Source organism: Treponema bryantii (assembly GCF_900113965.1).
GTDB lineage: Bacteria > Spirochaetota > Spirochaetia > Treponematales > Treponemataceae > Treponema_D > Treponema_D bryantii_A.
In genome coordinates, this window is sequence record NZ_FORI01000004.1 from 196,323 (window position 1) to 221,961 (window position 25,639).

Consider the following 25,639-nt stretch of genomic DNA (forward strand, 5'->3'; position numbering starts at 1 on the left):
ATCTTCCGGGCCTTTTTTTTATAGATCCTGAAACAAGTTCAGGATGACGTTGTTTAGAATTTCGTCTAACTGTTTTATTGTGCTTTGTGATAAGGTTCCAGGATTTCTACAAGGCGCTGCTTTTTGAACAGAACTGCGTAGTTATATGCACTCATTCCCATCATATCTTTTACATCTGGGTCTGCACCGTTTTCTGCAAGGAGTTTTACAAGAGACTCTCTGTTTGCACCAACTGCAAGAATCAGATTATTCTGACCTTCCTTATTGATTGTATTAAGATCTGCACCCTTTGAAATAAGATACTTAGTAATCTTCTCATTACCACGCCATACAGCATCCATGACAGCTGTGTATCCACGATCTTCAGAAACTGCATTAAGTTCAGCACCAAGATCAAAAATCATTTCAACAAATTCAAAGTTGTCGTTGCGGCAGGCAATGTTGAGCATTGGAGTTCCTGTGTCATCACGTGCATTAATGCTCATTCCAGCTTCAAGGAATTCATGAACAATTTCAGGTTTATTCTTTGCAATATAAGTACCAAAGCAGTCTGCTGTGTATGGAATACCACGGTCAAGAAGTTTCTGCTTTGCAAGACGCATACTGGCTTCATCAGAAATTGTATTGTAGTCCTGCGTAAACTTTTCATAGAGCTCGTCTACATTCTCACAACCAACACCATTATCCTTTCCAAAAACAGGATCATCAAAAAGTAATTTTACGTTAGTATATACTTTGATTCCATCACTTGCGAAAAATCCAAAGATTGAAGAAAGACTTGCACCTAAAGGAGCATCAATAGACTTTTCATCTGTAGCATAGATAATGCAGGCACCAAGCTCCTTAAAGCTTTTTTTGTGTTCTTTAATACCTTTTAAGGTAAGAGGAGAAACGAGTAATTTATTTTTTTTATTGGCTGAGTTAATAAAATCAGTACATTTAGTTTCGATGTCTTTGTTGTCGGTTATAATAAGCCATTTCATAGTTACTCTATTATAAAGGACGAAGTCACATTTTACAAGAAAAATGAGAACGCTATTAAAATAAGTAGGAATAAAGGATGTTTTTAGGTTTATTTTTCTATAAAACAGGTATATAATATTAAGTGGTGAGTATTATCAATATTTCTGATTTTTATGATTTCTCTAAAATTGAAGCTTCAATAACTGAAAACAAGCCCTACGAAACTTTGCTGCAAGGCCCTACCGACGCGAGCAGAGAATTTATCAATAAATCCCTTGAAATGTACTTAAAATCAATTAATCGTGAAAATGTTCATAATCTTCTTTGCTTGTGTATGGAAGAAATAATTTCAAATTGTGTAAAAGCAAACATCAAACGTGCATATTTTATTCATAATGAGCTTGATATCAATGTACATGAGCAATACGAGCTTGGAATGAAGAACTTTAGGGAAATGGGTGTGAGCCAGGTAAAACATCTGGAACTTATACAGTGTGCACAGGATCTTGGATTTTATGTTAAAATCCGTTATGCAGTTGAAAATAAAACTTTTATAATCACAACCAGAAACAATTCTATTATTTCAAAAGAAGAACTTAAAAGAATCAGTAATAAAATTGAACTTTCAAAGAATAAAACTTCAGAAGAAATCTTTATGAACTCAGTAGATATGACTGAAGGCTGCGGACTTGGTATTATAATGATCAAAAAGATTATGGAACAGATTTCTAATCTTGAAAATAGTTTTTCAATTTATGCTGATGATCAGGATACTATCACTGAATTGCGTATAAATATGATGTAAATATAATCATCAATAAAAATAATCAAAAATCTTATGAAAAAGTTATATCTATTGTTGTTATTGTCGCTATCTATTTATGTAAATGCATTTTCTTTGGAGAAGAAAATTGTTCATTCTTACAAATCAGATTATCGTCTTTTCCCAGAAATACAATATAAAAACAATTATATAAAAAAACTTTCTGAAAAATATGAAGTAAAATACTGTGTTCAGTCTAATCTAAAAATTCCGAGACAGGAAGCTAAAGGTTATGACTGTTCAATGATATTAAAAAAACTGGATCAGCTTGGTGGTCTTGATAAAGAGTGTTACGGTGTAAGTTATATAGATGCAAATACAAAAGAACGTAAGCCTATCTTCAAGAAATCAATTTATGATAAAGAGAATGGTACTTTATATGTAAAAGATAAGGCTGCCGGCGGTCTTAATTTTGATGTAAATATAGATACCTATAAAAATAATGGTAACGTGTACGCAGTAAATGCAATTATAAATAAAAAGCCTGATAACATTTTTGTACGCGGAATCAAAAAAAGAGAAGCAGAAATATTTGTTCTTATGCAGGAAGATGAATCTGATATAAATGTATATGCACTTATTCAGTGCTCTTATTCGCCAATTGAGCATAAGTTTTTGAAGTCTTATGTAGAGAATGCTGTAACTGCAAGAGTAAATGAACTTCAGAACTGGTTTTACAGAATGCTTTGTGAAGCTAAATAAAAAAGAAATGTGTATAAAAAAAGCTTCTAACCGAAGTTAGAAGCTTTAGTGCCACAAGTTAGAATCGAACTAACGACATACGGATTTTCAGTCCGGCGCTCTACCAACTGAGCTATTGCGGCGTTGATGTATGTTAATATATATGAAACATGATTTTATGTCAATAGAAGATGAGGCAAATTTTAAGAAATTTTATTATTTTAAATTCAGTTCTTAGTATTTAAAAAATACCGGTAGTGTGTTAAAATGACACACTATGAAATTAAATCAAAATAAAATTGTTTTTACAGGCGGCGGTACTGGCGGTCATATTTACCCGGGCCTTGCTGTTGCAGACGAATTAAAAGCTATATCAAAATCAAACAATCATCAAATTGAAATATGCTGGATTGGCTGTTCTAAAGGAATGGACAAAAACATAGTTGAAAAAGCTACAGGACCTGATGGAAATCCAACTGTTGATAAGTTTTACGGAATCCCTTCTGGAAAGCTTAGAAGATATTTTTCTATGAAAAACTTTTCAGATCTGTTTAGAATTGCCGGTGGATTTTTTTCAGCTTATCATATTTTAAGAAAAGAAAAGCCTGCAGTTTTGTTTTCTAAGGGTGGATTTGTAAGTGTACCACCTTGTCTGGCTGCAAGGTTTCTGCATATTCCAGTTTTTACTCATGAATGTGATTTTACTTTAGGTCTTGCAAACAGAATTAATTTTAAATCTGCAGACTGTATGTTTGTTTCATATGAAGACACAAAAGCAAAACTTTCTGAAGCTGACAAGAAAAGGGTAGTTGTAACCGGAAACCCGGTACGTCCTGTTTTCTATAACACCGATGCTCTTAAAGGTAAAGCTTTTCTTGGAATAAAAGATGCAGAAAAAAAGCCTGTGCTTCTTGTACTTGGCGGAAGTTCAGGTGCCAGACAAATTAATGAGCTGGTATATGAAAACATAGATTTTTTATGTGAAAACTATATTGTTGTTCATCAGACAGGACTTTTGAATTCAGATGACAATCGTTCAAATCAGCTGGCACAAAAATATCCAGAGTCATATAAACCATATAATTTTATTTATCAGGAAATGCCGGATGTTGTTTCTGCAGCAGATGTAATTTTGAGCCGTGCAGGTGCAAACTCAATTTGGGAGGCTGCAGTACTTAATAAGCCGATGGTTCTTGTTCCGTTGTGCGGAAGTGGTACCAGAGGTGACCAGGTTGATAATGCAGAATTCTTCAAAAACAGAGGAGCTGCAGAAATGCTTTTAGGAGCAGAAGCTGATTCAGAACATCTTAAAGAGTCTCTTACCAAAATGCTTGATGCAGAAAAGAGAGCAGAATATTCAAAGGCAGTTGAAAAACTTACACATGGAGAAGTTCCTGCAAAGAAAATTGCCCAGATTCTTTTTGATAAAATAGGACAGAACCAGTAGGAGAGGGAAATGACTTTTACAGTGGTAGACTGGATTTTTAGTGCAATAATTCTTGTATTTGCAATTTCAGGAGTAATCAAAGGTTTTATTGACAATGTGTTTGGAAAGATTGCCTTTGTTGCAGGAATTCTTCTGGCATATCTTTTTTATAAAGATATCGCTGAAAAACTTTTGAAAGACGTAAAGGTTGCATATGCCGCTAATATTATTGCCTTTCTTTTAATCTTTGTTGTTACTTTTCTTGTTATAAAAATTGTTCAGATGATTGTAGCAAAAGTTTTTGAATGGAGTATATTAAAAAGTCTGGATCGTACCTTAGGCTTTATCTTTGGAATTGTTGAAGGTGGTGCTGTTGTGAGCCTTATTATTTTCCTTCTTATTGCACAGCCTTTTTTTAGTGTACAGACAATTTTTGAAGGAAGCTTTTTTGTAAACCTTGTAACAAGTCTTTTTAATTCTACTAAAGAGGAGTTAGGAACTCATGTTTGAAAATCTTGTAAATCAGTCTGCTGGAAAACTTCTTATTTCAGATATTAAACATAATAAACTTCCTGGAGCTGTTTTATTTGCAGGTCCAGAGGCAAGCGGAAAACTCACTGCGGCTCTAGAGACTGCTCGTATACTTTCATGCCATGAACAGAAACAGGGTGAATGGCTTTGTGAATGTCCATCTTGTTTACAGCATAAAGCTTTGATTTGTTCGAACCTTATGCTTTTAGGTCCAAGAGACTGTTCTTTGGAAATTGCTGCAGCGTCAAAAACTTTTACAGAAGCACATTTTATTCAGGCAAAATATATTGATGCTGTGCGTTATTTATTTTTGCGAAGCGTTAGAAAATTAACTTTACGTTTTAATGGAATCCTTTGGGAAGGGGATTCTAACTTAAACAAAATTGGAAGCATTATTGAAGAGATAAATGAAAATCTTGAGCAGCTGGATTTTCCAAGAGAGCTTCCTGATAATTCGACTGTAAAAAAGCTTTGTGATGATATTGCAAAACAGTGTATGAAGCTTGAAGATGAATATCTTTATGATTCTATTCCTGTAAATCAAATTAGAAATATGGAAGCGTGGGCTCACATTAAATCTGAAGAAGGGCGTAAAACTGTTATTATTGAAAATGCAGACAGAATGCAGACCAGTGTACGCAATGCTTTACTGAAAATTCTTGAAGAGCCTCCTGCAGATGTTGTATTTATTCTTCTTTCTTCAAAAAGAAATGCAATAATGCAGACAATTCTTTCTCGTGTAAGAACTTATAACTTTACAGACCGCACTGTAGATCAGCAGAAAGATGTTATTCAGCGCGTTTTCCATAATATGGATTTTAACGGAAGTCTTAATGATTATCTTTTAACTTATTTGCCGGTAACTCCATCTGAAATAAAAGCACAGGCAAGAAGCTTTTATAATTCAATTGTTCACAGACAGATTTGTAATGTTGATGAGATTGTTAAAAAGTGTGATAAGTTTAATCCACGAATTGAGCTTAGACTTTTCCTCTCAAATATTGCCATGTTTATGAAGCCAATGATGAAAACACAGTCTGGAAGTGAAGCTGTTGCACAGGCAATCGGACTTCTTAGAAACTGCAGTGACAATATTATTCTTTACAACCAGTCTCCTGTTTCTGCTTTGGAAATTCTTTTGCGTGATATGTCTGCTTTGAACATTAAGTTTGGAGGTGTATTTTGCGAAGCTATGTAAAGAGAGTAAAGCAGAAGGCTGAAAAACTTTCTAAAGAACAGGTTCTCTCACTTCTTGAAGATGTTGTTGATGAAAACGAAAATCTTTATTCAGTTCTGGAATCTCTCTCAACTGGACTCTTGATTATTGATGATGATTTCAGACTGCTCCGTTATAACACAATTGCAGAAAGCTGGCTTCCATTTTCTGAGAGACTTGAAGATATTCTTGGAAGTGAAAATGCTATCTGGGAATATGTAGAAGACGAAGATGTTTCAAAGTTCCTTCGTAATTGTATGGAAACAAATGTTACAAACTGTTCAGAAGATTTTTCAACCGTTACCTCGGGCGGTTCTGTACGTTTCCTTACAATCACAATTTCTCCATTGGTAAATGAAGGTGAATTAAACGGTAAGGTTATTCTTGTCCGCGATATTACAGAAAAGAAAAATCAGGATATTCTGCTTCATCGAATGGAAAATCTTGCAAATCTTACAAACCTTGCAGCAGGTATGGCTCATGAAATTAAAAATCCGCTGGGTGCAATAAGCATACATATTCAGCTGATTCAAAAAGCACTTGCTAAGGCTCGTGAGAATGAAGATAAACTTCCAGCACCAAAGTTTGTTGAAGATCATATTGATGTTGTTAATGAAGAAATTGATCACCTTAATAAACTGGTAATGGATTTTCTTCTTGCTGTTCGTCCTGTTAAGGCTCAGCTTGAACTTAAAGATCCGGATAAACTTATTGAAAATCTTATAAACTTTTTTAAGCCGGAATTTAACCGGGAAGGAATTGAAGTTCTATATAAGGCATCTGAAAGCAACAAGAGAATTCTTCTTGATGAAAAACTTTTCCGCGATGTAATAATGAACATTTCGCAGAACTCTCTTGCTGCCATCAAATCAAAATATAATGACAAAAGAAATGGTGCAAAATTCTGTATTTCCAATACCGTACGTGATAATAAATTTATTATTACAATTGCGGACAACGGATGCGGAATGTCTGAAGAATCATTGTCTAAAATTTTTGAGCCTTATTATACAACAAAGGCAAACGGAACCGGACTTGGAATGACAATGGTTTATAAAATCATAAAAGAATTTTCAGGTGAAATAATTGTTGATTCAAAGGAAGGCGAGGGTACTGCATTTACAATTACCTTCCCGATTCCACAGAAAGACACAAAGTTGTTGAGTTCTGAAAGCAGATAAAAGACCGGGTATCAGGAGAAAAAACTGTCATGACTATTTTAACAATTGATGATGAAGAGAATATTCGTAACGGACTTGCTGATAATTTTGAGCTTGAAGGCTATGATGTAAAACAGGCAGCAAATGGTGCAGACGGTCTGGAGCTGATTGCTCAGGGCGGAATTGATCTTGTTATTACAGACCTTCGAATGGATGGAATCAGCGGAAGTGAAGTTGTAAAGAGAGTAACTTCTGAGCACCCTGGAATTCCAATTATTGTACTTACCGGTCATGGTAGTATTGATGATGCAACTGCTGCACTTAAAGCCGGCGCCTTTGATTTTCTTACCAAGCCGCTTGATCTTGATCACTTAAATAAAATTGTAAAAAATGCTCTTCAGGGAAAAATACTTGCCGAACAGAACAGAGAACTCAAAGCCAAACTTTTGAAGTCTGAAAGTTCTGATGAGATGATTGGTAAGAGTGATTCGCTGAACCGAGTTCGTCAGATGATTTCAAAGGCTGCTCCTGCAAAGGCAAGTGTACTTATTACCGGCGAAAGCGGTGTTGGTAAAGAGCTTGTCGCCAAGGCAATTCATGCGCAGTCAGACAGAGCGGACAAGCCTTTTATTGTCGTGCACTGTGCAGCACTTTCAGAAACGTTGATTGAGAGTGAACTCTTTGGATATGAGAAGGGCGCGTTTACCGGTGCTGAAACGGTCCATAAGGGACGCTTTGAACTTGCGGATGGTGGCACTGTTTTCCTTGATGAAATTGGTGAAGTCAATCTTGCGACTCAGGTAAAGCTGCTCCGAGTTTTGCAGGAGCATAAGTTTGAAAGAGTTGGCGGTGAAAAGTCGATTGAGGTTGATGTAAGAGTTGTAGCTGCTACAAACAGAAATCTTGAAGATGAGGTAAAGGCAGACCGCTTCCGTGAAGATTTGTTTTACCGATTGAATGTTGTGCGGATTGAGATGCCGTCTCTCAGAGAGCGTATGGATGATATACCTCTTTTGATGCATTCGTTTTTAAGAGAGTTCAATATTGAGAATAAGAAAAATATTAAAGGTTTTGACAAAGCTTCAAAATCTGCAATGATAAAATATAGCTGGCCTGGAAATATTCGAGAGCTTAAGAATGCTGTTGAAAGTGCTGTTGTAATGTGTACTGGTGATGAAATTAAAATGGAAGATTTACCGAGAGCTCTGAGAGCGCAGGGTGAAGAAAAGGTAATTACAATTCCAATCGGTATTACAATGGATGAAGCAGAGAAGATTATTATTCAGGAAAATCTTGCAGCGAACAACGGAAACAAATCCAGAACAGCAGACGTTTTAGGAATTGGAAGAAAGACGTTGCATAGAAAACTGGAAGAGCTGAATATTGAGTAGCCGAAAATCGAAGAACCGCTAAAAAGCAAGCCGAAGAAATTGTGTATAAAATTATATACAGAAAATAGGTGTATATAATTTTATACAATTATTACTGTCTAATAAATTATACTACTATTTCTACTTAATTCCAAAGAAATCACACAGAATCTGGTATGAATTCTTTATCTCATCTATACTTAATTGTCTAAAATTGTTGACACTATTGGAATTGTGTATAGTATTTTTAGTATCCGGGTGGGTTTCTTTTAGTTTTTTATGATATGCAGTCAAGATATCTTTTTGTGTAAATGGGTACACTATATCTAGTGTGGTTAGTGCATTTTGAATTTGTGGCGGAAATTGCATATTGTATGTATATTTATGCAATTTTATTACTTGGCCGGTTGCAAAAGCGGTTTTTGAGTCATTTTTAGCTGATTTCTTGTTATTTTCGGTAGATTTTTGAGTATTTTTAATAAAATCAGAAGAGGAACCGGTAGTTTCGACAGGCTCAACCACCGATTCCTCTTCTGTTTCGTGTTTTTTATCTTGTGGAATTTTGCCTGATTCTAAAGCTTCATTGAGCATTTCGCCCAGCTTGTCGTACATATCAGGCATAATCACTCCAATACAGGTGGTTTCGATACGGCCTTCGGCCTACTCAACCACCGTAATTAATTAAATCTCTGTTCCAGAAGAAATAACTGCACCCTTTCGGATAACGATAATTCCGTCTGCACTGTAGAAGCTGCCGTGATCACCGTCTTCGTATTTCTTTCCGCTTACGCCGATTTTACAGTTATCACCAATTTTTGCGTTCTTATCAATGATTGTATTGGCAATTTTACAGTTTTTACCGATTCCAGTGCTTGGTTTTCCTTCTTTTTTGTTTGCAGCCTTTTCTTCTTCTGTGTCGTAATAGTCTGCACCCATCATAATTACGCCGTCAAATTCGGTTCCTTCATTGATGATTGAGCGTACACCGACAACAGATTTGTTGAATTTTGCATCTGTAATGATACATCCTTCAGAAATAAGTGATGCGTTAATATCAGCCTTGTTGATTTTTGAAGGTGGCAGGTTACGCATGTGTGTATAAATTGGCTGTGTCTGTCCAAAGAAGTCGAAAGTTGGATATGGTTCACAAAGTGCAATGTTTGCATCATAGAAGCTGCGGATAGTTCCGATGTCTTCCCAGTATCCGTCAAATACATAAGAATTAATCTTTTTCTTACCGATGGCAAGCGGCAGAATTTCTTTACCAAAGTCTGTGTATTTTTCGTTTTCACCGCCGAGCATTTCTTCCATTGTGTCGGCATTGAAGATATAAATACCCATTGAAGCAAGGTATTCTTTCTCTGGAGGAAGGCTTCCGCGTGCTTCTGCAGGAATTTTCCAGTCGTCAATGTTCAGATCTGGCTTTGGCTTTTCCATAAAAGCTTTTACATGATTCTGGTCATCAATCTGCATGATACCAAAACCTGAAGCGTCGTGGCGGTTTACGGCAGTTGTAGCGATTGTGATTTCAGCACCAGATTTGATGTGGGCATCCATAAATGCTCTCAAATCCATCTTGTAAAGCTGGTCGCCTGAAAGAATGATATAGTGTGTTGGTTTCTGTGTCTTAAAGTGAATGAAGTTCTTACGAACGGCATCTGCGGTTCCTTCATACCATCCTGAATGCTCAAGAGTCTGTTCTGCAGCAAGAATTTCTACGAATCCGCCAGAGAAACGGTCAAAATTATAAGAGTTTGAGATGTGAAGGTGAAGTGAAGCAGAGTTGAACTGAGTCAAAAGATAAATCTTTTTATAACCTGAGTTGATACAGTTTGAAATAGGAATATCAACAATTCTGTATTTTCCGCCGAATGAAACAGCTGGTTTTGAGCGTTCCTTTGTAAGTGGGTAAAGTCTTGTTCCCTTACCACCGCCCAGAATGATAGAAAGAACTCTTGGTTCTGTGTTTGCCATAGAAAAACTCCTTGTGATGATGCAATTTTGCAATAGTATTTATGCTATAAAATAAATTATAAGTCTGAAAATCTGTATTTGCAAATTATTTCTATTGAATTCCTTCATAATAAACTTTTTATAAATGAACTATTTACTTATGATATAACTGTATGTTATACTAATGATAGTATAACTATCATAGATATTGCATTGCTATCACTTAACAAAACAGAGGTTTTAATGAAATCAGAATTATTAAAAATCAAATGTCTTACAGTGAGTTTTATGCTTGTTCTTGTTTCAACACTTTTCTTTTCTTCATGTAAGACTTCAAACCCAGATGCAAAAATCGATCTTACAACCGGCTGGACTTATACACTGGATGAAAACGCAAAGCCGGAAGATTATGTAGCTTTCGACAATTCAATTCTTGGTAACCTTGAGACTCTTGTCCCAGAACAGTATGGTTTTATCTGGCTCAAAAAGACTTTTACAATTCCAGAAAGCCTTAAAAATCAGAATCTTGGTGTTTACTTTGGCCGTATTTCAATTGCAGATGAAACTTATGTAAATGGAGCGTTCATTGGTGGTGAGGGAACTTGTCCTCCAAATGAATTCAGTGCATGGAATACAGCACGTTTTTATACAATTCCAGAAGCTATTTTGAACAGTGGCAGCAACGAGATTCTCGTTAAAATCTGGGTTGATGCAGAAGGTTCAATTGTTTCTAATCCTTTTATCAGCACAATTCCAGTTGCACGTAAAGCTGCTTCCCGTGAGGCATTCTGGAACAGCAAAATCAATCTGATTTTTGCCTTCATCATGGTTGTAATTGCCTGCTATCATCTTATGCTTTATTTTAAGAACCGTAATGAAAAAGAAAATCTGATGTTTGCTCTTATCAATCTTCTTTCAGCTCTCTATCTTTCTGTATTTTTCTACGGTGAGCTTTCGTTTGCTTTTGGAACACATGTTTCTTTCCTTGTTTTCCAGAAGATTTTCTCTAATTCAATGCCTTTCTTTATCTGCTATATGGTTATTTCCTTTATCATTAGCTTTGTTCATTCATCAGAAAAGAAGGGCGTTAAATATATCAGACTTGGATTTTTGATTATTCCGGTTGTAATTGTTCTTTTCGCGCAAGATTACAGAGTTTTGCGTGCTATGCGCTGGACATTTATGATGCTCATTCCGCCTATGATTTATCTGATTTGTATAATCATCAGGGCTCTTGTAAAAAAGGAAAAGGATGCTGTTACTCTGCTTTTTGGTTTCTCACCACTTCTGGGAACCTTCCTTATCGATATCATAGTTCATAATATTTTGAAGAATTACAGCTTCCCGTATATCACTTCTATCGGCTGGCAGCTTGTAATTGTAAGTTTGCTTTTTATTCTTGCAAACCGCTTTGTAAAATCAAGACGCCAGGTAGAAGAATTAAACAGAACTCTTGAGAATAAGGTTGAAGCACGTACAAGAGAACTTTCTCTGTCTAACTCAAAGCTTTCAGAAGCTAACAGCCAGCTTGAGCTTACAAATAATCAGCTTACCGAAGCAAAGAAAAAGGCAGACCGTGATCTTAAACTTGCGGCAAATGTTCAGAACAGCTTCTTTAATCCATCTCTTCCAAACTTTAAGAACTGGGATGTTGTTTACAAGTTTAAGCCTGCAGCCGGTGTTTCTGGTGATTTTTATGACTTCTTCCATAACGGAACTGATTTGCAGGGGGTTGGTCTTTTTGATGTTTCAGGACATGGAATTGCTTCTGGTCTTGTAACTATGCTTGCAAAGACTGTAATTGACAGAAAATTCCGCGAATGTGCAAATCTTCCATTCTCAAGAGTTGTTTCTGAAATTGACAGACAGATTACAGAAGATAAAGGTGACATTGAAAACTATCTTACCGGAGTTCTTTTACGCATTGAAGGAAATCAGGTTGAATTGATTAATGCGGGACATCCTAAGGTATTTATCCGTACAGCTAAAAATGGAAGATGTTATCCGGTTGAACCAAAAGAAACCAGTGAGAAAAACGGAATTATTGGTTTTGGAGATATTAAGCAGGAATTTCGCGCAGTTAAGTTTAAGATGCAGAAGGGCGACAGCATTATTCTGTACACGGACTGTCTTAATGAGTCTGTAAATAAAAACGGCGAACAGTTTACAGAAGAACGCATAGCTGCAGCTTTGGAAGATGCTGGAATTGGAAGTGCAAAGAGTAAGCTTGATTATGTACTCAACCGCTTCTACAAGTTTACAGAAGGCAGTGAAATAAAAGACGACCTTACTGTGATTGTCCTGCAGTATAATCCACAAAACTAATAAGAAGAAAGTTGATGTAAATCAAATTTCCCCCTAAACAATTTTTTTACAAAACCGATGATAAAGGTAGATGTAAATAAATTCAGAATGGTAAAGCTAAAAAATGCTTTCGCATTTTTCTTAACGCTTTGCTATTAAGCACCGCCCGCCAGCGGGCTTACACAGGGGGAATAAATAATGATTCGAGGCTGGTATACCGGAGCTTCTGGTATGAATGCACAGCAGAACAGGCTTGATGCAATTGCCAACAATCTTGCGAATGTAGACACAACTGGCTACAAACGTGATGTTGTTGCAAGTAAGAGCTTTCCTGAACTGCTGATCCGCCGTACAAATCTTGACGGTGTTTATCACACAACCGAAGGTTCTGCAGATGCAGCACCTGTAATCGGTAAGCTTGGTCTTGGTGTAGAAACAAATGAGAACTACATTGATTTCGCACAGGGCTCTTTCAAAATCACAAATACAAAGACAGATACAGCTCTCAGTGGAGAAGGTTTTTATGTAATCGATACTCCGCTTGGAGAGCGCTATACACGCAACGGAAACTTCTTCATAGGTAAAGAAGGTATTCTTGAGACTAAGGACGGATATCCAGTTCTTGGTGAAAAAGGATATATCTATGTTGAAGATGACAAGTTCAATGTAAATGAAGACGGAATTATCGCTCACGAAGAAAACGGTGAAGAAATTGACCGCTTTAAGGTTGTTCGCTTTGATAACGAGCGCTATCTCAAAAAGATGGGCGAAAGTTTTTATGCTACAAACGACATTGCTGGCCCAGCTCACATTGCAGAAGGTAATGAGCGTCCACGCTTCCTTCAGGGCTATACAGAAACAAGCAATGTAAATGTTGTAAATGAAATGGTTCAGATGATTGAAGTAAACCGTGCTTACGAAGCTAATCAGAAAACAATTCAGTCTGAAGATTCTATGATGAGCACACTCTGGCAGAAGGTTGCCGTTCTGCAGTAGGAGTGTTCAAAAAATTACATCCATGTAATTTTTTGAACAGCAGTTTTTGAAAAAACTGCGATTTCGCACATCCTGTGCGACCGCTAACGCGGTGTTTTAGGAGAAGTAAGTAAATGGTAAGATCACTTTGGACAGCAGCTACCGGAATGAACGGTCAGCAGTCAAATATTGATGCAATTTCGAACAATCTTTCAAATGTAAATACTACTGGATATAAGCAGCAGCGCGTTGAGTTTGAAGACCTGGTTTATCAGAACCTTAAGCTCGCAGGAACTCCTGCAACTGAAGATACTGTTACTCCGGTTGGAATTCAGCAGGGTACTGGTGTTAAGGTTGGAGCTACTCAGAGAATTATGAGTCAGGGCTCTCTCCAGAACACTGGTGTTGATACTGATGTGGCTATCGTTGGTGAAGGTTTCTTCCGCGTTCAGAAATATGACGGAAGCTATGCTTACACCCGCGACGGTTCTTTCAAGGTAGATTCAGCTGGTCAGCTTGTAACAAACAACGGTCTTAGAGTAATCCCGGAAATCATTCTTCCTGAAGGATACGACGTTTCAACTTTGAACGTAACTCAGACAGGTCTTGTTTCTGTAAAAATCAACGGAGAAAATGATCCTGTAGAAGTTGGACAGCTTGAGCTTTACAGATTCCCTAACGCTGTAGGTCTTCAGGCTGAAGGTGATAACCTTTTCAAAGTAACTGCAGCAAGTGGTGAAGCAATTGCCGGCCGCCCTGGTTATGATGGATTTGGTGATGTTCGCCACAAGTTCCTTGAAATGTCGAACGTTTCGGTTGTAAACGAAATGGTTCAGATGATTGTTGCACAGCGTGCTTATGAGTTTAACAGTAAGGCTATCCAGACTTCGGATACTATGTTGTCTACAGCGGTAAATCTTAAGAGATAGTAAATGTGATTAAACGGTGGTTGAGCCTGTCGAAACTACCGTTTAATCGAACTCTGCGGTGATTTCGACAAGCTCAATCACCGTATTGTACAAAAGAGATGGAGATTATGAACGTAGGATTAGTTTCTAATACATATAGCGGAATCACAGGTGGACAGGGCGCATTGCAGAGTGCACGTCAGTCTGCAGATACTGCAAAATTTTCAGAACTCGTAGAACGCTTCAAAAATCAGAATGAAGGACGTGGAACTGTTTCTTCAAGTCAGATTGCTGAAAATGGCCGTCTTAATGGTGAATATACAACTGGTTTTGCAGGAACTTATACTTCTGAAGCAGATAAGAATGCACGTCCGACCGGTGCCGCTGCTAATCAGGCTAATATCCACGTTCAGCAGAAAAATATTGATAGAACTTCTGAGCTGTATGAAAAATCAATGCAGCTGGAAAGTTATTTTGTAAAACAGATGCTTTCTGAAATGAGAAAGACAGTACATAAAAGCGGTGAGTCTGACTTTGCCCGCCAGACTTACGAAGACATGCTCTATGATGAGTATGCAGATTCAATGACTAAAAATGCGGGCTTTGGTCTGGCTGATCAGATTTATCTTTCACTGGTCGGCTGATTTACTAAACATTGCTTAGCTTTCAGAGACCCTCTCTGATTTTGTTTACATCTACCCCCTGGCGTCGTTGGCGTACAGGGGATTTTTATTTTAGAGAGAAAGTTTATCTAGCGATGTCGGGATGCTTTCTGTAGTATTCTTTTTTATCTGCATACATTGCTTCGTCTGCAATGTGCATACAGTAACGGAGTTCCTTACCATCAGTTGTCCAGCTGGTACCAATTGCAAGACAAACGTCTGAGCCGTAACCACTTTCTGCACGGAGTTCTTCAGTTTTCTTTTCGAACTCTTCTTTAGGACACTGCTGAACTATGACAACAAATTCATCGCCACCGGAACGGTAAATTTCATATTTGCCAAAATGCTTGGTCAAAAGTTTAGCTGCGTTAATTAAAAGTTTATCGCCGGCTTCGTGACCGCCGTTATCGTTGCATTGTTTTAATCCGTTTAAATCTGCAAAAATAATACCGAACGGAGTTTTTACCGAATAGCTGTTGTTTACATGCCAGTCTACACGGGCATTCATTGAGTTTCGGTTTTTTACGCCTGTAAGAGTATCAATATTACTCATGTATTCAAGGCGTTCCATAAGATTATTATTATTGATTTCTGCAGAAAGAAAGAAGGCTGTAAGCTCAATAAAATCCTTAAGCTGAATAATCTGTTCAATATTAAAATTGGTGATGAAAAGAACACCTGTCATTTTCTTTCCCTGCATAAGAGGGGCGAGAATGAGACTTTTTACATTTGCGCTTTTAAGACTCTTTACCCAAACCGGATTTATCTTTTCAAGATTATCCATATCAAAATCATCTTTTACAATAACACAATCTGTAGTCTTTAAAGTTTCTTCCCAGGAGAATACAACTTCTGGAGTAAGGTAAGGCATGAAATCATTCATTGTAAGATTTGGATCTGAAAGCTTTGAGCATAAAGGTGCATATTTATTTCGTTCTTTATCAATCATAATGATACAGCTGCAGAACGATTCGGTTTTAGCCTGAATGTCTGAGATTACTGTATTCATAGCTTCGTAGAAATTAGTTGCACCACGAAGATTAAGACAGGTCTGAATTACAAAAGGAGCAGTTTCAAGAGAAATGTTTGAAAGTCTTTCTGCATCAGGTGCCTTTGTAAATTCAAAATGGAAAAGAAAATAGCTTAATTTTTCTGTATCAAATTCAGTTGAAAGCGGAATGTAGGTGGCATCTGTCCACAAGTCCATTGCTTTTGTATCAACATAAGAATGAAGGTGCTGTTTTTGAACTGCACAGCGGAAACAGAAATCTTCGAAATTGTGTTCTGCAGGAATGAGCTCTGAATAAATCATATCATCATGGTAGTTTGGTCCCATGATTTGTTTATATTGAGTATTTGCACAGACAATACGAATTTCGCCCCAGTGTCCATCCGGAGTTTTTTCAACAGAAAGGACTGCGGCTGCCATTTCATACATGTCAACCAGATTTTGAAAATCCATATAACACATTGTAATAGTGAATTTTGGATTTTTCAATAAAAAGAAAAAACTTTAAATCAAACTGTATTTTGCCATTCATTGTCTTAAAAAGATGATTGTGGTAAAATGCTTTTATGCAGAATAATGTTGTTTCTTTGCCGGAAGATTTTCACGGCGTTCATATACATTTTGTTGGAATTAAGGGAACCGGAATGGCGGCTCTTGTTGAGATTTTGTTTCACAAGGGAGCTGTTATTACCGGTTCTGATGTTTCTGAGCGTTTTTATACTGATGAAGTATTGGAAAACCTTGGACTTCATGCGGTGGAATTCGCTGCGTCTAATATTACTGATGATGTTCAGTATGTAATTTATTCTTCTGCCTACAAGCTTGATAAAAATCCAGATTTGATTGAAGCGGTTCGCCGTGGAGTACCTTGTCTTTTGTACACTCAGGCTTTGGGTGCTTACAGTGAACGGGCTTTTTCATGTGGTGTAAGCGGTGTTCACGGAAAAACTTCTACAACAGGTCTTGTAGGTACTATTCTTAAAGAGATTGATTTACCGAGCCAGGTGCTTGCGGGCAGTGTGATTAATTCTTTTGGCGGAACTTGTACGTATACTTCGCCTACGGTGGTTGAGTGTTCGCGAAGCGAACGTATCGAAACCACCGAAGATCTCGAAAAAGATGGTTTCGATACGCCCGAAGGGCTACTCAACCACCGCAGTATCTTCGTTGCAGAAACCTGCGAGTACCAGCGACATTTTATGAGTTTCTGTCCGCAGAAGATTATTCTTACTTCTGTTGAAAGTGACCATGAAGATTATTACCCGACTTATGAAGATATTCGTAATGCCTTTGTTGATTTTGTATGCAAATTGCCTGAAGGCGGTGAAGTAATTTACTGTGCAGACGATAAGGGCGCGTGCGAGACTGTTGCGCTTGCCCGCGAGAAACGTCCGGATATTGTTGCGCTGCCGTATGGAGAAAAGGCCCAGAGCGTGGGGGGCGGCGAGTTTACCGTTAAGTTCGGTGCAGTTGCAAACGAACGCAATTGCTTTACACTCGGCCTGTTCGCAGAAAAAGGCGAGTTTGCTTTGAGTATGCCCGGCCGCCACGAGGTGCTGGATGCGGCTGCGGCTGTTGCTTTAGTATGCCGCCTGCTTGTTGCTTACGGAAAAAATCCATTAGATTACTATGAAAATATTAAAGCCGGGCTGTTGAAATTCAGTGGTGGAAAACGCCGCAGCGAAATAGTAGGGCGCTTTACAAATAAAAATGGTGCGGATGTAATTGTACTTGATGATTACGGTCACCATCCAACTGCCGTAAAGACAACTCTTGAAGGTTACCGCGAGTTCTACAAAGGCCGCAAAATCATAATTGATTTTATGAGCCACACTTATTCAAGAACTCAGGCGCTTTTGAATGAGTTTGCACGTTGTTTTACAGCAGCCGACGAAGTAATTTTACATAAGATTTACAGTTCTGCACGTGAAAATCCTGCAGATTTTGATATTACAGGACGCACCTTGTATGAGGCAGTTCTTGTAACCGGACAGAAGAACGTTCATTATTATGAAGAGATTCTGGATGCGGCAGATTTCGCAAAGGCTGAACTTGAAAAGCCGCTTGGGGCCGAATACCCTGACGGATATCTGTTTGTTACAATGGGCGCCGGCGATAACTGGAAACTTGGAAAAGCAATTTTGGAGTGTAAATAATATGACATCAATGACAGGCTATGCCTACGAAGAAAAATCAACTGAGGAAGCAACAGTTTCAGTTGAAATAAAATCTGTAAACTCACGTTTTTTAGATCTTGCAATAAATCTTCCTCCATATCTGAATCCGCTTGAAAGCTATTTCCGTGCCAAGATTACAGAAAAGGTTCTTCGCGGAAAGGTAGATGTTTATATCAGAGTGCGTGAAAATGAAAGTGATTCTGAAGTAATTCCTGACACAAATGCGGCAGTTGCATATATGAACGCCATCAAAAAGATTGCTGAGGCTACTGGTTTTGCTGATGATGTTTCTTTGGGACTGATTATCAGCCAGCCAGGTGTTTTGAATGTAAACCGAAAATATGATGTAGAAAAATATAAGGCTATGATTGAGCCTGTTTTTGAAGCTGTTCTTACACGTTTTATGGAAGACCGTAAGCGTGAAGGCGAAAACATGAAGGCTGATCTGGAGAAAAAGTTAGAAAAACTCTCAGAGTGTGCAAAATTCTTTACAGAATGGCAGCCAAAAATGGAGCAATACTTTAAGGAACAGATTACAACTAAGTTCCGCGAGCTTCTGGAAGATAAGGCAGATGAAAACCGCATTATGACTGAGACTGCGGCAATGCTGGTGAAATATACAATCAACGAAGAAATCGTACGTTTGAACAGCCACATTGCAGCAATGCGCGACGAACTTGCAAAAAATCCAGCTCCTGGAAAACGTCTGGATTTTATCTGCCAGGAAATGAACCGCGAAATCAACACAATCGGCAGCAAGAATCAGTTTGCTGAGGTTGGTGCCATGGTTATTACTGCAAAGGATAGTCTGGAAAATATCCGTGAGCAATCAAAAAATGTTGAATAAGCCAACGTCATTGCGAGCGTAGCGAAGCAATCTATATGTATGGATTGCCACGTCGCTTTGCTCCTCGCAATGACGTATACATAAACTGGAGGAAATTATGAAACTAAACAAAGATGTAAGAGTAGCAATCAGCGGAAAATCTGGATGTGGAAATACAACTGTGAGCGGTCTGCTCTCAAAAACTCTGGGTGTTACACTAATTAACTATACTTTCCGTCAGCTTGCGGCTGAAAAAGGTATGACTTTGCCTGAGGTTATTGAAGCTGCTAAGACAGATGACTCTTACGACAAATATGTAGATAAGCATCAGGTAGAACTTGCGCTTGCTGAGCCTTGTGTTCTTGGAAGCCGTCTTGCAATCTGGATGCTCAAAGAAGCAGATCTTAAGGTTTATCTTTTTGCAAGTGATGATACCCGTGCACGCCGTGTTTTCAACCGTGAAGGCGGCGATCTTCAGCAGATTAAAGACTTTACTGCCATGCGCGACAGCGAAGACACCCGCCGTTACAAGGAATTCTACGGCATTGACAATAATGACTACGCATTCTGCGACCTTATCATTGATGTAAATGAAAAAACTCCAGATGAAATTGTTGAAGTAATTCTGAACAAACTCGTAGAAAAAGGGCTGATTGAAAGATAATTATCACACTTTTTTTATGTTTTTAGTGAAAATCGGCAATATTGTTTTGATGCCGGCGGTATTATAATCAAAAGTATGATTAGGAAATATATTTTTGGTTCGCCGGTTCAAACGGGAGCCGTAATTGAGAATATTCCTGTTTCTAAGGAACATCCGGATTTTGGAAATATTGTAACTATGACTCCGTTCTGCTGGAAATACACCATGCAGCACGACACACGCATTTTCGGGCTCGGTGAGTCTGTTCGCGGAATGAATAAGCGGGGCTATCTTTATGAAAGCTGGTGCAGCGATGTTCCGCGCCAGGATGAAGGCACTAAGTCTATGTACGGTGCCCATAACTTCTTTATTGTAAAGGAAAGTTCCCTTCACGAGACTTTCGGTGTGTTCTTTGATACCGGCTCTCGTGTTTCTTTTGATTTCGGCTATTCAGATTATTCTGAAATTTCAGTTTCCTGCCAGGATACAGGCGTAGTTCTTTATGTAATTACTGCCGACGCAAATCGTGGAAAGGAATCAACTCTTAATAACATTACCCGTCAGTTCCGTAAAATCATTGGTATGAGTTATGTGCCACCTATGTGGGGCTTTGGATATCAGCAGAGCCGCTGGGGCTATAAGACAGAAGATGATGTACGCGAAATTGTAAACAAACATAAACAGTACGGACTTCCTCTTGAAGCAGTTTGTCTTGATATTGATTACATGGAAGATTATAAGGATTTTTCTGTTGATAAAAAGAAATTCCCAGATCTCAAGGCTTTTTCTCAGGAGCTTAAAAACGACGGTGTGCGCCTGGTTCCAATTATTGATGCGGGCGTTAAGCTTCTTGACGGCTACGAAGTTTATGATGAAGGAAAGGAAAATAACTATTTCTGTAAAAAAGAAGATGGAAAAGCTGATTATGTTGCCGGCGTTTGGCCTGGACGTTCCTGCTTTCCGGATTTCCTTCGTTCAGATGTAAGAGCTTGGTTTGGTTCTAAGTATAAAAATCTTACAGATTTGGGGATTGAAGGCTTCTGGAATGATATGAATGAACCTGCAATGTTCTATTCTGATGAAAGTCTTGCAGCAGCTTTTGAGAAACTCGAAACCTTTAAGGGAAAAAATCTTGATATCAATACTTTCTTTGATTTTTCTGCGGTTTCTGGTTCAACTTTCAATCGTCTTGATGACTATCAGAGATTCTATAACCGCGCCGAAACTCTTGAAGGCGAGCAGAAACCTCACCGCCACGACACAGTTCATAACCTTTTTGGCGGTAAGATGACTCAGGCTGCAAGCGAAGGCCTTAAATCCCTTATGCCGGAAAAACGCTGTCTCTTGTACAGTCGTGCTTCATGTATTGGTTCTCACCGTTACGGCGGTATCTGGACTGGCGATAACAATGCCCGCTGGAATCACATGGAACAGGAAATCAAAATGCTTCCTGGTCTTAATATGTGCGGTTACCTTTACAGTGGTGCAGATATCGGTGGTTTTGCAGAGCAGACTACAGAAGACCTTATGCTTCGCTGGATGTCTCTTGGAATCTTTACACCTCTTATGAGAAACCATGCTGCATGGGATGCCCGTGAAAAAGAGCTTTACCGCTTCAGTAAAGAAGCTACCGACAGCTTTAGAAGTATTTTGAAGCTTCGTTATGCACTTTTGCCATATATTTACAGCGAATATGTTAAGGCTGCCGTAAACAGTGAAATGTTTATCCGCCCGCTTTGTTTTGATTTTGAAAACGATCGCCGTGCCCTTGAGATTCAGGATCAGCTTTTTGTTGGTGAAGGAATTATGATTGCGCCGGTTTGCAGACAGAATGAAAACGGCCGTATGGTATACTTCCCAGAACCAATGATTCAGGTAACCTGGAAAGACGGCAAAACAAAGTGCAAGAACATTAAGGCCGGAGATTCATACATCGAAATGCCGCTAGACAGCGTTGTATTCTTTGTTAGAAAAGGCAAGATTGTTCCACTTTTTGAACCAGTAATGAACACATCTCAGATGAAAAACAATAAATATGATTTAGTTGGAAAAGGTAAGTCATACGAGTTGTATGAAGATGATGGCTTTACATCAGACATCCATCTGGAAGGAAGAATTAGAATTCTTCGTTAGATAGGAATGGAAAAGATAATAATCAATGAAGTGATTATTAGTAACTTCATTGAAGCATAAAAACCGCGGAGTCGAAAAAAACACCCAAAAACATTCTGCACAAGCGAAGCGCGGAAGCCGTTTTTGGGTGTTTTTTCCGACGGGAGCGGTTTTTATAAGATTTCTAGAGATTTGCTAATAACCAGTCCTTAAACTGATTATAATCATTTTCCATTGGAATAGCGTTGTCTGGAAGTCTCATAACAGCTTCAAGACGATCCGGCATAGGTGGTTCCTTTCCAATTGCATCAGTTACAATTGAACCAAACTTAGCAGGAGAAGCTGTTTCAAGAATTACACCGACAGCATTCTTATTTACAATCTGGTTGCCCCATGAAGGAACATTTGGTGTAAGACCAGGCTTATTCCAGTCATTCTTTTCGCCGGCAATGAGTTTTTCCATAGCACCGCTGCGGATATCATCCCATGCCTGCCATCCGATTGCTCCGTGTGGATCAATGATGTAGCCGGTCTTATCGTTACAACTGCGGATAGCAGCCTTAATTCCGTCGTTATCAAGCCAGTAAGAAGCAAAGAGTTCACGAACCTGATCAAGAGTGTACATAGCCTTAATGCGTTCGTAGTTACTTGGAGCACCAACGTCCATAGCATTAGCATATGTTTCAACTGAAGCACGGGCATTGTAATCACCAGTGGCAATCCAGTCTGGAATAGTCTTATTTGTGTTAGTTGCAGCAACAAAACCTGCAATTGGAGCACCCATTTCGCGGGCAATCAGACCAGAAGTAAGGTTACCAAAGTTTCCAGAAGGAACAACCATAATGATTGCTGGATCCTGAATCTTGTTATCCATTGGGCTTCTGTTGCGTACTGTAAGAGCACTGTACATGTAGTAGAAACTCTGTGGCAAAAGACGTGCAATATTGATTGAGTTTGCAGAAGAAAGACGAAGCTTTCCGCGAAGTTCGTTATCTGTGAAAGCTGTTTTTACAAGTTTCTGACAGTCATCAAAAGTACCTTTTACCTTGAGGGCGCGAACGTTTCCTGTGAAGGTAGAAAGCTGTTTTTCCTGAAGTGGGGAAATTTTTCCATCAGGATAAAGAATTGTAACGTCGAGACCAGGAACACCGTGGAAAGCGCTTCCTACAGCAGAACCTGTATCACCAGAAGTTGCAACAAGAATGTGGAGTGGTGTGTCTTCATTTCTGTTGAAGTAAGACATTGTGCGGGCCATAAAACGTGCACCGAAATCTTTGAAGGCACAAGTTGGACCGTGGAAAAGCTCCATGATATAAGAGATTGAATCTGCTGGAACAACCTTTGGCTGGAAAGGATAAGCATCTGCAATAATTGAAGCCAGATCGTTATCTGGAATCTCACCTTCAACATAAGGTTTTGCCATATTAAAGGCAACATCACGGAAAGAAGGGGCAGGATCTTTATTCAAAAGAGCCTTATCGAGCTTTGGAAACTCTACAGGAATGTAAAGTCCTCCTGTAGCCTGGTTCATTCCCCCCATAACGGCAGTTCTAAAATCTGCTTTTACGCTGCTGTCTCTTGTATCTGTATAAATCATTTTTCCATCCTTTACCTGTTACAGACCATACATAATATCATCTACAACAAGCTGTGAAAGTTTATCTTTTCCAACTGAAACACATTCATTCCAGTTTTTACCTTTTGCTTCATAAGTAATTATAGAAGAATAAATCTGATTACCGTTCTTCATATTAAGGGCACCAATTTCTGCCTTAAGAATACAGTAATAACCAGTGCCATCTTCCAGTGCAGTTACCGGCTGTTCAAACTTAATTGTTCCGAAAAGTAAATAGCCGTATACGCTGGTGCCAATAATGTCGTAAGTATCTTTATAAAGTGATTTGATTTTTCCAATGTAAGATGATTCATTTACAGGACCGTTACCTACGTTTGTAATGCCGCGGCCTCTGAATTCTGCCTGAATGTTATAAGAATTGTTTACAGGACGGTCTTTTTCATTAAAATCCCATACAAAAAGGGCTGCACCCTTAGTCGCAATATCAGATTTTACCTTCCAGTCTGCAGTTGCTGTGTAGTTTTTGAGCTGTTCTGAAAGAGCTTCATCTTCGCTAACTGGAGTTGGATAAACGCTTACAAGAGTTTTTGCAGAGAAGGCTGGTTTTTCAGCAGTAAAACTAATTTTTCCTTCTGCATCAGAAATCAATTCAAGCTTTTCAAAACTGATTACGCCTTCTGCTTTTGCAGCAGGATAAGAAAGGGTAAGGCTGAAGTTTTCTGCAGGTGTTCCGTCTGCTTTTGTTACTTCAAAAACATAAGGGGCTGCAAAAGTTCTTCCTAAAGTGATTTCTTTTGGAGAAGAAACCTTTTTTACAGAGTAGCCTTCAATTGATTCAAGAAAGAGCTCTTCTGGTGTTTTTTGAACTGTGATTATTGCTTTTGGGGATGATTTATCGTTAGAAGAATGATGTTCTTCGGAAGTTGTCTGTGATGTTGTTGCACAAGATGTAAGAACTAAAGGTAAAATTGCACTTATTAGAATAATGTTTGTTTTTTTCATTTTGTTTTTTTTGTACACTCTCTTTGATTTTATTTTAATAGTTTATTGTATTATTAAAAGACTTTTTTTACAATAACGTATTGCCGAAAATTTACTATAAATTGTATAATTATACGTTATAGGATAATGGTGGGAAAAAATGGAACGCTGTACTAAAGCAACTATCTACAAAGACAATCTTGAATATAATCTTAATCAAATCAGAAAATACGTAAAACCAGATGTAAAACTTTGTGTTGCAGTAAAGGCAGACGGCTATGGTCATAATGCTGTTCTTACAGCACAGATTGCAGAAAAAGTGGGAGCTTCTTTTGTTGCTGTTGCCACTGTAGAAGAAGGTATTGAACTTCGCGATAACGGAATTAATTGTGGAATTCTGCTTTTGAGCCTGTGTACTCCGCCAGAAATGCCGGCTCTTTTTGAATATAAAATCACTCCTCTTGTTTTTGGAGAGGATTACATTAAATTGATTGGCGATACTGCAAAGCGTGAAGGTTATTCTGATTATAAAGTACACCTTGCGGTTGATACCGGAATGGGCCGCATAGGCTGTTATCCGGAAGAAGCTGGAGATCAGGCTCAGTTGATTGAGTCGTCTGGCCTTAAACTTGGCGGAATGATTACTCATTTTGCAGTTTCTGACAGCCTGAGCCCGGAAAATATTGACTTTACCAAAGAGCAGTTTGCGGCATTTAAGGCTGCTGTTGCCGGAGTAAAGGCTCGCGGAATTGAACCTGGTATTTGTTCATGCGGTGCTAGTGCTGCTCTTTTGAATGATGAAGAAATGCAGTTTGATATGGTGCGCCCGGGAATTATTACCTACGGCTATTATCCTGATGAAATTACTAAGGAATATCTTGAAAAGACCGGCCGCCATTTTGATATTAAGCCCGTTTTGTCTCTGGAAACAAAGGTTGTGGCTATAAGACGTTTCCCGGCAGGTAAGTCTGTTTCTTATGGACGTACCTGGGTAGCTCCGGAAGAGACGGACATTGCAGTTCTTCCGATTGGTTATGCTGATGGACTGCTCCGCCGTTTTTCTCCAGGCCTTGAAGTTACAATTAATGGCAAAAATTACCCGGTGCGCGGCAGAATCTGTATGGATCAATGCATGGTAGAAATTGGAAAAGATAATCCTGATGTAAAGGTTTGGGATACAGCAGTGATTTTTGGACCAAAAGAAAGCGGTGCGCTGAACACAGCAGAGGATCTTGCCCGCCTTGGACACACAATTTCTTACGAAGTTTTGACAGCGCTGAGCAAACGCGTACGCCGTGAGATTAAATAGCTTTAGATGTTATCATAATCATTTTCTTTTCAAA

The 25,639-nt window shown here is 38.5% G+C and carries 22 protein-coding genes and 1 tRNA gene; 16 read left to right on the forward strand and 7 right to left on the reverse strand.

Annotated elements, in window-relative coordinates:
- Positions 1–74: 74 nt before the first annotated feature.
- The gene (locus BM161_RS06895; protein WP_074931272.1) at positions 75–983 is read right to left on the reverse strand and encodes an ankyrin repeat domain-containing protein; all 909 of its coding nucleotides are present in this window, start codon (positions 981–983) and stop codon (positions 75–77) included.
- A 125-nt stretch (positions 984–1,108) separates the two neighbouring features.
- Between BM161_RS06895 and BM161_RS06900 the strand changes: the two genes are divergently transcribed.
- Complete coding sequence (locus BM161_RS06900; RefSeq protein WP_143090511.1) at positions 1,109–1,768, forward strand: hypothetical protein; 660 nt, start codon at positions 1,109–1,111, stop codon at positions 1,766–1,768.
- Between the two features lie 33 nt (positions 1,769–1,801).
- Positions 1,802–2,488: a hypothetical protein gene (locus tag BM161_RS06905; protein ID WP_143090512.1), complete on the forward strand. Its 687-nt coding sequence runs from the start codon at positions 1,802–1,804 to the stop codon at positions 2,486–2,488.
- Positions 2,489–2,537: 49 nt separating this feature from the next.
- Here BM161_RS06905 and BM161_RS06910 read toward each other — a convergent pair.
- Positions 2,538–2,610, reverse strand: a tRNA-Phe gene (locus BM161_RS06910).
- 134 nt (positions 2,611–2,744) lie between these two features.
- Here BM161_RS06910 and murG point away from each other — a divergent pair.
- Genes murG through BM161_RS06935 form a run of 5 tightly spaced genes read left to right on the forward strand, consistent with a single transcriptional unit; the run spans position 2,745 to position 8,191 of the window.
- Positions 2,745–3,914, forward strand: a complete 1,170-nt coding sequence (murG, locus tag BM161_RS06915) for an undecaprenyldiphospho-muramoylpentapeptide beta-N-acetylglucosaminyltransferase (protein WP_074931275.1) — start codon at positions 2,745–2,747, stop codon at positions 3,912–3,914.
- Between the two features lie 9 nt (positions 3,915–3,923).
- Positions 3,924–4,403 carry a CvpA family protein gene (locus BM161_RS06920; RefSeq protein ID WP_074931276.1) on the forward strand — a complete coding sequence of 160 codons (480 nt, stop codon included), beginning with the start codon at positions 3,924–3,926 and terminating at the stop codon, positions 4,401–4,403.
- Positions 4,396–5,622, forward strand: coding sequence for a DNA polymerase III (locus BM161_RS06925; RefSeq protein ID WP_074931277.1), 1,227 nt, complete (start codon positions 4,396–4,398; stop codon positions 5,620–5,622). Before BM161_RS06920 ends, BM161_RS06925 begins: the two co-directional genes overlap by 8 nt.
- Entirely contained in the window at positions 5,607–6,821 is a 1,215-nt protein-coding gene (locus tag BM161_RS06930; protein ID WP_074931278.1) for a two-component system sensor histidine kinase NtrB, read from the forward strand. The genes BM161_RS06925 and BM161_RS06930 overlap by 16 nt, the downstream gene beginning before the upstream one ends.
- Before the next feature lie 29 nt (positions 6,822–6,850).
- Positions 6,851–8,191, forward strand: a complete 1,341-nt coding sequence (locus BM161_RS06935) for a sigma-54-dependent transcriptional regulator (RefSeq protein ID WP_074931279.1) — start codon at positions 6,851–6,853, stop codon at positions 8,189–8,191.
- Positions 8,192–8,311: 120 nt separating this feature from the next.
- Here BM161_RS06935 and BM161_RS06940 read toward each other — a convergent pair whose 3' ends face one another.
- Both BM161_RS06940 and BM161_RS06945 read right to left on the reverse strand, forming a co-directional pair.
- Positions 8,312–8,791: a J domain-containing protein gene (locus tag BM161_RS06940; protein WP_074931280.1), complete on the reverse strand. Its 480-nt coding sequence runs from the start codon at positions 8,789–8,791 to the stop codon at positions 8,312–8,314.
- Between the two features lie 60 nt (positions 8,792–8,851).
- Positions 8,852–10,144, reverse strand: a complete 1,293-nt coding sequence (locus BM161_RS06945) for a glucose-1-phosphate adenylyltransferase (protein ID WP_074931281.1) — start codon at positions 10,142–10,144, stop codon at positions 8,852–8,854.
- Between the two features lie 222 nt (positions 10,145–10,366).
- Between BM161_RS06945 and BM161_RS06950 the strand changes: the two genes are divergently transcribed.
- The 4 genes from BM161_RS06950 to BM161_RS06965 all read left to right on the forward strand — a co-directional run bounded on the left by BM161_RS06950 (position 10,367) and on the right by BM161_RS06965 (position 14,954).
- On the forward strand, positions 10,367–12,448 hold the full coding sequence (locus BM161_RS06950; RefSeq protein ID WP_074931282.1) for a SpoIIE family protein phosphatase: 2,082 nt from the start codon (positions 10,367–10,369) through the stop codon (positions 12,446–12,448).
- A gap of 177 nt (positions 12,449–12,625) precedes the next feature.
- Positions 12,626–13,423, forward strand: coding sequence for a flagellar basal-body rod protein FlgF (flgF, locus tag BM161_RS06955; RefSeq protein WP_074640341.1), 798 nt, complete (start codon positions 12,626–12,628; stop codon positions 13,421–13,423).
- A gap of 113 nt (positions 13,424–13,536) precedes the next feature.
- A complete protein-coding gene (gene flgG, locus BM161_RS06960; RefSeq protein WP_074931283.1) occupies positions 13,537–14,331 on the forward strand; it encodes a flagellar basal-body rod protein FlgG in 795 nt (264 codons plus the stop codon).
- Positions 14,332–14,438: 107 nt separating this feature from the next.
- Positions 14,439–14,954 carry a rod-binding protein gene (locus BM161_RS06965; RefSeq protein WP_074931284.1) on the forward strand — a complete coding sequence of 172 codons (516 nt, stop codon included), beginning with the start codon at positions 14,439–14,441 and terminating at the stop codon, positions 14,952–14,954.
- Between the two features lie 103 nt (positions 14,955–15,057).
- Here the strand turns inward: BM161_RS06965 and BM161_RS06970 are convergent, their stop codons facing one another.
- On the reverse strand, positions 15,058–16,434 hold the full coding sequence (locus BM161_RS06970; protein WP_074931285.1) for a GGDEF domain-containing protein: 1,377 nt from the start codon (positions 16,432–16,434) through the stop codon (positions 15,058–15,060).
- A 113-nt stretch (positions 16,435–16,547) separates the two neighbouring features.
- On the opposite strand from BM161_RS06970, the gene BM161_RS06975 reads away from it, so the two are divergent.
- The 4 genes from BM161_RS06975 (at position 16,548) to BM161_RS06990 (ending at position 21,760) form a co-directional block, all read left to right on the forward strand.
- Positions 16,548–18,137, forward strand: coding sequence for a UDP-N-acetylmuramate--L-alanine ligase (locus BM161_RS06975; protein WP_074931286.1), 1,590 nt, complete (start codon positions 16,548–16,550; stop codon positions 18,135–18,137).
- A gap of 1 nt (position 18,138) precedes the next feature.
- Positions 18,139–19,005 carry a YicC/YloC family endoribonuclease gene (locus BM161_RS06980; RefSeq protein ID WP_074931287.1) on the forward strand — a complete coding sequence of 289 codons (867 nt, stop codon included), beginning with the start codon at positions 18,139–18,141 and terminating at the stop codon, positions 19,003–19,005.
- A gap of 97 nt (positions 19,006–19,102) precedes the next feature.
- Positions 19,103–19,648: a (d)CMP kinase gene (cmk, locus tag BM161_RS06985; RefSeq protein ID WP_074931288.1), complete on the forward strand. Its 546-nt coding sequence runs from the start codon at positions 19,103–19,105 to the stop codon at positions 19,646–19,648.
- Between the two features lie 75 nt (positions 19,649–19,723).
- Entirely contained in the window at positions 19,724–21,760 is a 2,037-nt protein-coding gene (locus BM161_RS06990) for a glycoside hydrolase family 31 protein (protein WP_074931289.1), read from the forward strand.
- A 163-nt stretch (positions 21,761–21,923) separates the two neighbouring features.
- On the opposite strand, the gene thrC is transcribed toward BM161_RS06990, so the two are convergent.
- Complete coding sequence (gene thrC / locus BM161_RS06995; protein ID WP_074931290.1) at positions 21,924–23,336, reverse strand: threonine synthase; 1,413 nt, start codon at positions 23,334–23,336, stop codon at positions 21,924–21,926.
- Between the two features lie 18 nt (positions 23,337–23,354).
- Positions 23,355–24,317: a hypothetical protein gene (locus BM161_RS07000; RefSeq protein WP_074931291.1), complete on the reverse strand. Its 963-nt coding sequence runs from the start codon at positions 24,315–24,317 to the stop codon at positions 23,355–23,357.
- A gap of 139 nt (positions 24,318–24,456) precedes the next feature.
- Between BM161_RS07000 and alr the strand changes: the two genes are divergently transcribed.
- Positions 24,457–25,605, forward strand: coding sequence for an alanine racemase (gene alr / locus BM161_RS07005; RefSeq protein ID WP_074931292.1), 1,149 nt, complete (start codon positions 24,457–24,459; stop codon positions 25,603–25,605).
- Positions 25,606–25,639: the final 34 nt, after the last annotated feature.

Excerpts from the sequence above, each read along its gene's own strand:
- BM161_RS06895 (WP_074931272.1), bottom strand. The coding sequence starts at position 983 with ATGAAATGGCTTATTATAACCGACAACAAAGACATCGAAACTAAATGT.
- BM161_RS06905 (WP_143090512.1), top strand. The coding sequence starts at position 1,802 with ATGAAAAAGTTATATCTATTGTTGTTATTGTCGCTATCTATTTATGTA.
- murG (WP_074931275.1), top strand. The coding sequence starts at position 2,745 with ATGAAATTAAATCAAAATAAAATTGTTTTTACAGGCGGCGGTACTGGC.
- BM161_RS06920 (WP_074931276.1), top strand. The coding sequence starts at position 3,924 with ATGACTTTTACAGTGGTAGACTGGATTTTTAGTGCAATAATTCTTGTA.
- BM161_RS06925 (WP_074931277.1), top strand. The coding sequence starts at position 4,396 with ATGTTTGAAAATCTTGTAAATCAGTCTGCTGGAAAACTTCTTATTTCA.
- BM161_RS06935 (WP_074931279.1), top strand. The coding sequence starts at position 6,851 with ATGACTATTTTAACAATTGATGATGAAGAGAATATTCGTAACGGACTT.
- BM161_RS06940 (WP_074931280.1), bottom strand. The coding sequence starts at position 8,791 with ATGCCTGATATGTACGACAAGCTGGGCGAAATGCTCAATGAAGCTTTA.
- BM161_RS06945 (WP_074931281.1), bottom strand. The coding sequence starts at position 10,144 with ATGGCAAACACAGAACCAAGAGTTCTTTCTATCATTCTGGGCGGTGGT.
- BM161_RS06950 (WP_074931282.1), top strand. The coding sequence starts at position 10,367 with ATGAAATCAGAATTATTAAAAATCAAATGTCTTACAGTGAGTTTTATG.
- flgF (WP_074640341.1), top strand. The coding sequence starts at position 12,626 with ATGATTCGAGGCTGGTATACCGGAGCTTCTGGTATGAATGCACAGCAG.
- flgG (WP_074931283.1), top strand. The coding sequence starts at position 13,537 with ATGGTAAGATCACTTTGGACAGCAGCTACCGGAATGAACGGTCAGCAG.
- BM161_RS06965 (WP_074931284.1), top strand. The coding sequence starts at position 14,439 with ATGAACGTAGGATTAGTTTCTAATACATATAGCGGAATCACAGGTGGA.
- BM161_RS06970 (WP_074931285.1), bottom strand. The coding sequence starts at position 16,434 with ATGGATTTTCAAAATCTGGTTGACATGTATGAAATGGCAGCCGCAGTC.
- BM161_RS06975 (WP_074931286.1), top strand. The coding sequence starts at position 16,548 with ATGCAGAATAATGTTGTTTCTTTGCCGGAAGATTTTCACGGCGTTCAT.
- BM161_RS06980 (WP_074931287.1), top strand. The coding sequence starts at position 18,139 with ATGACATCAATGACAGGCTATGCCTACGAAGAAAAATCAACTGAGGAA.
- cmk (WP_074931288.1), top strand. The coding sequence starts at position 19,103 with ATGAAACTAAACAAAGATGTAAGAGTAGCAATCAGCGGAAAATCTGGA.
- BM161_RS06990 (WP_074931289.1), top strand. The coding sequence starts at position 19,724 with ATGATTAGGAAATATATTTTTGGTTCGCCGGTTCAAACGGGAGCCGTA.
- thrC (WP_074931290.1), bottom strand. The coding sequence starts at position 23,336 with ATGATTTATACAGATACAAGAGACAGCAGCGTAAAAGCAGATTTTAGA.
- BM161_RS07000 (WP_074931291.1), bottom strand. The coding sequence starts at position 24,317 with ATGAAAAAAACAAACATTATTCTAATAAGTGCAATTTTACCTTTAGTT.
- alr (WP_074931292.1), top strand. The coding sequence starts at position 24,457 with ATGGAACGCTGTACTAAAGCAACTATCTACAAAGACAATCTTGAATAT.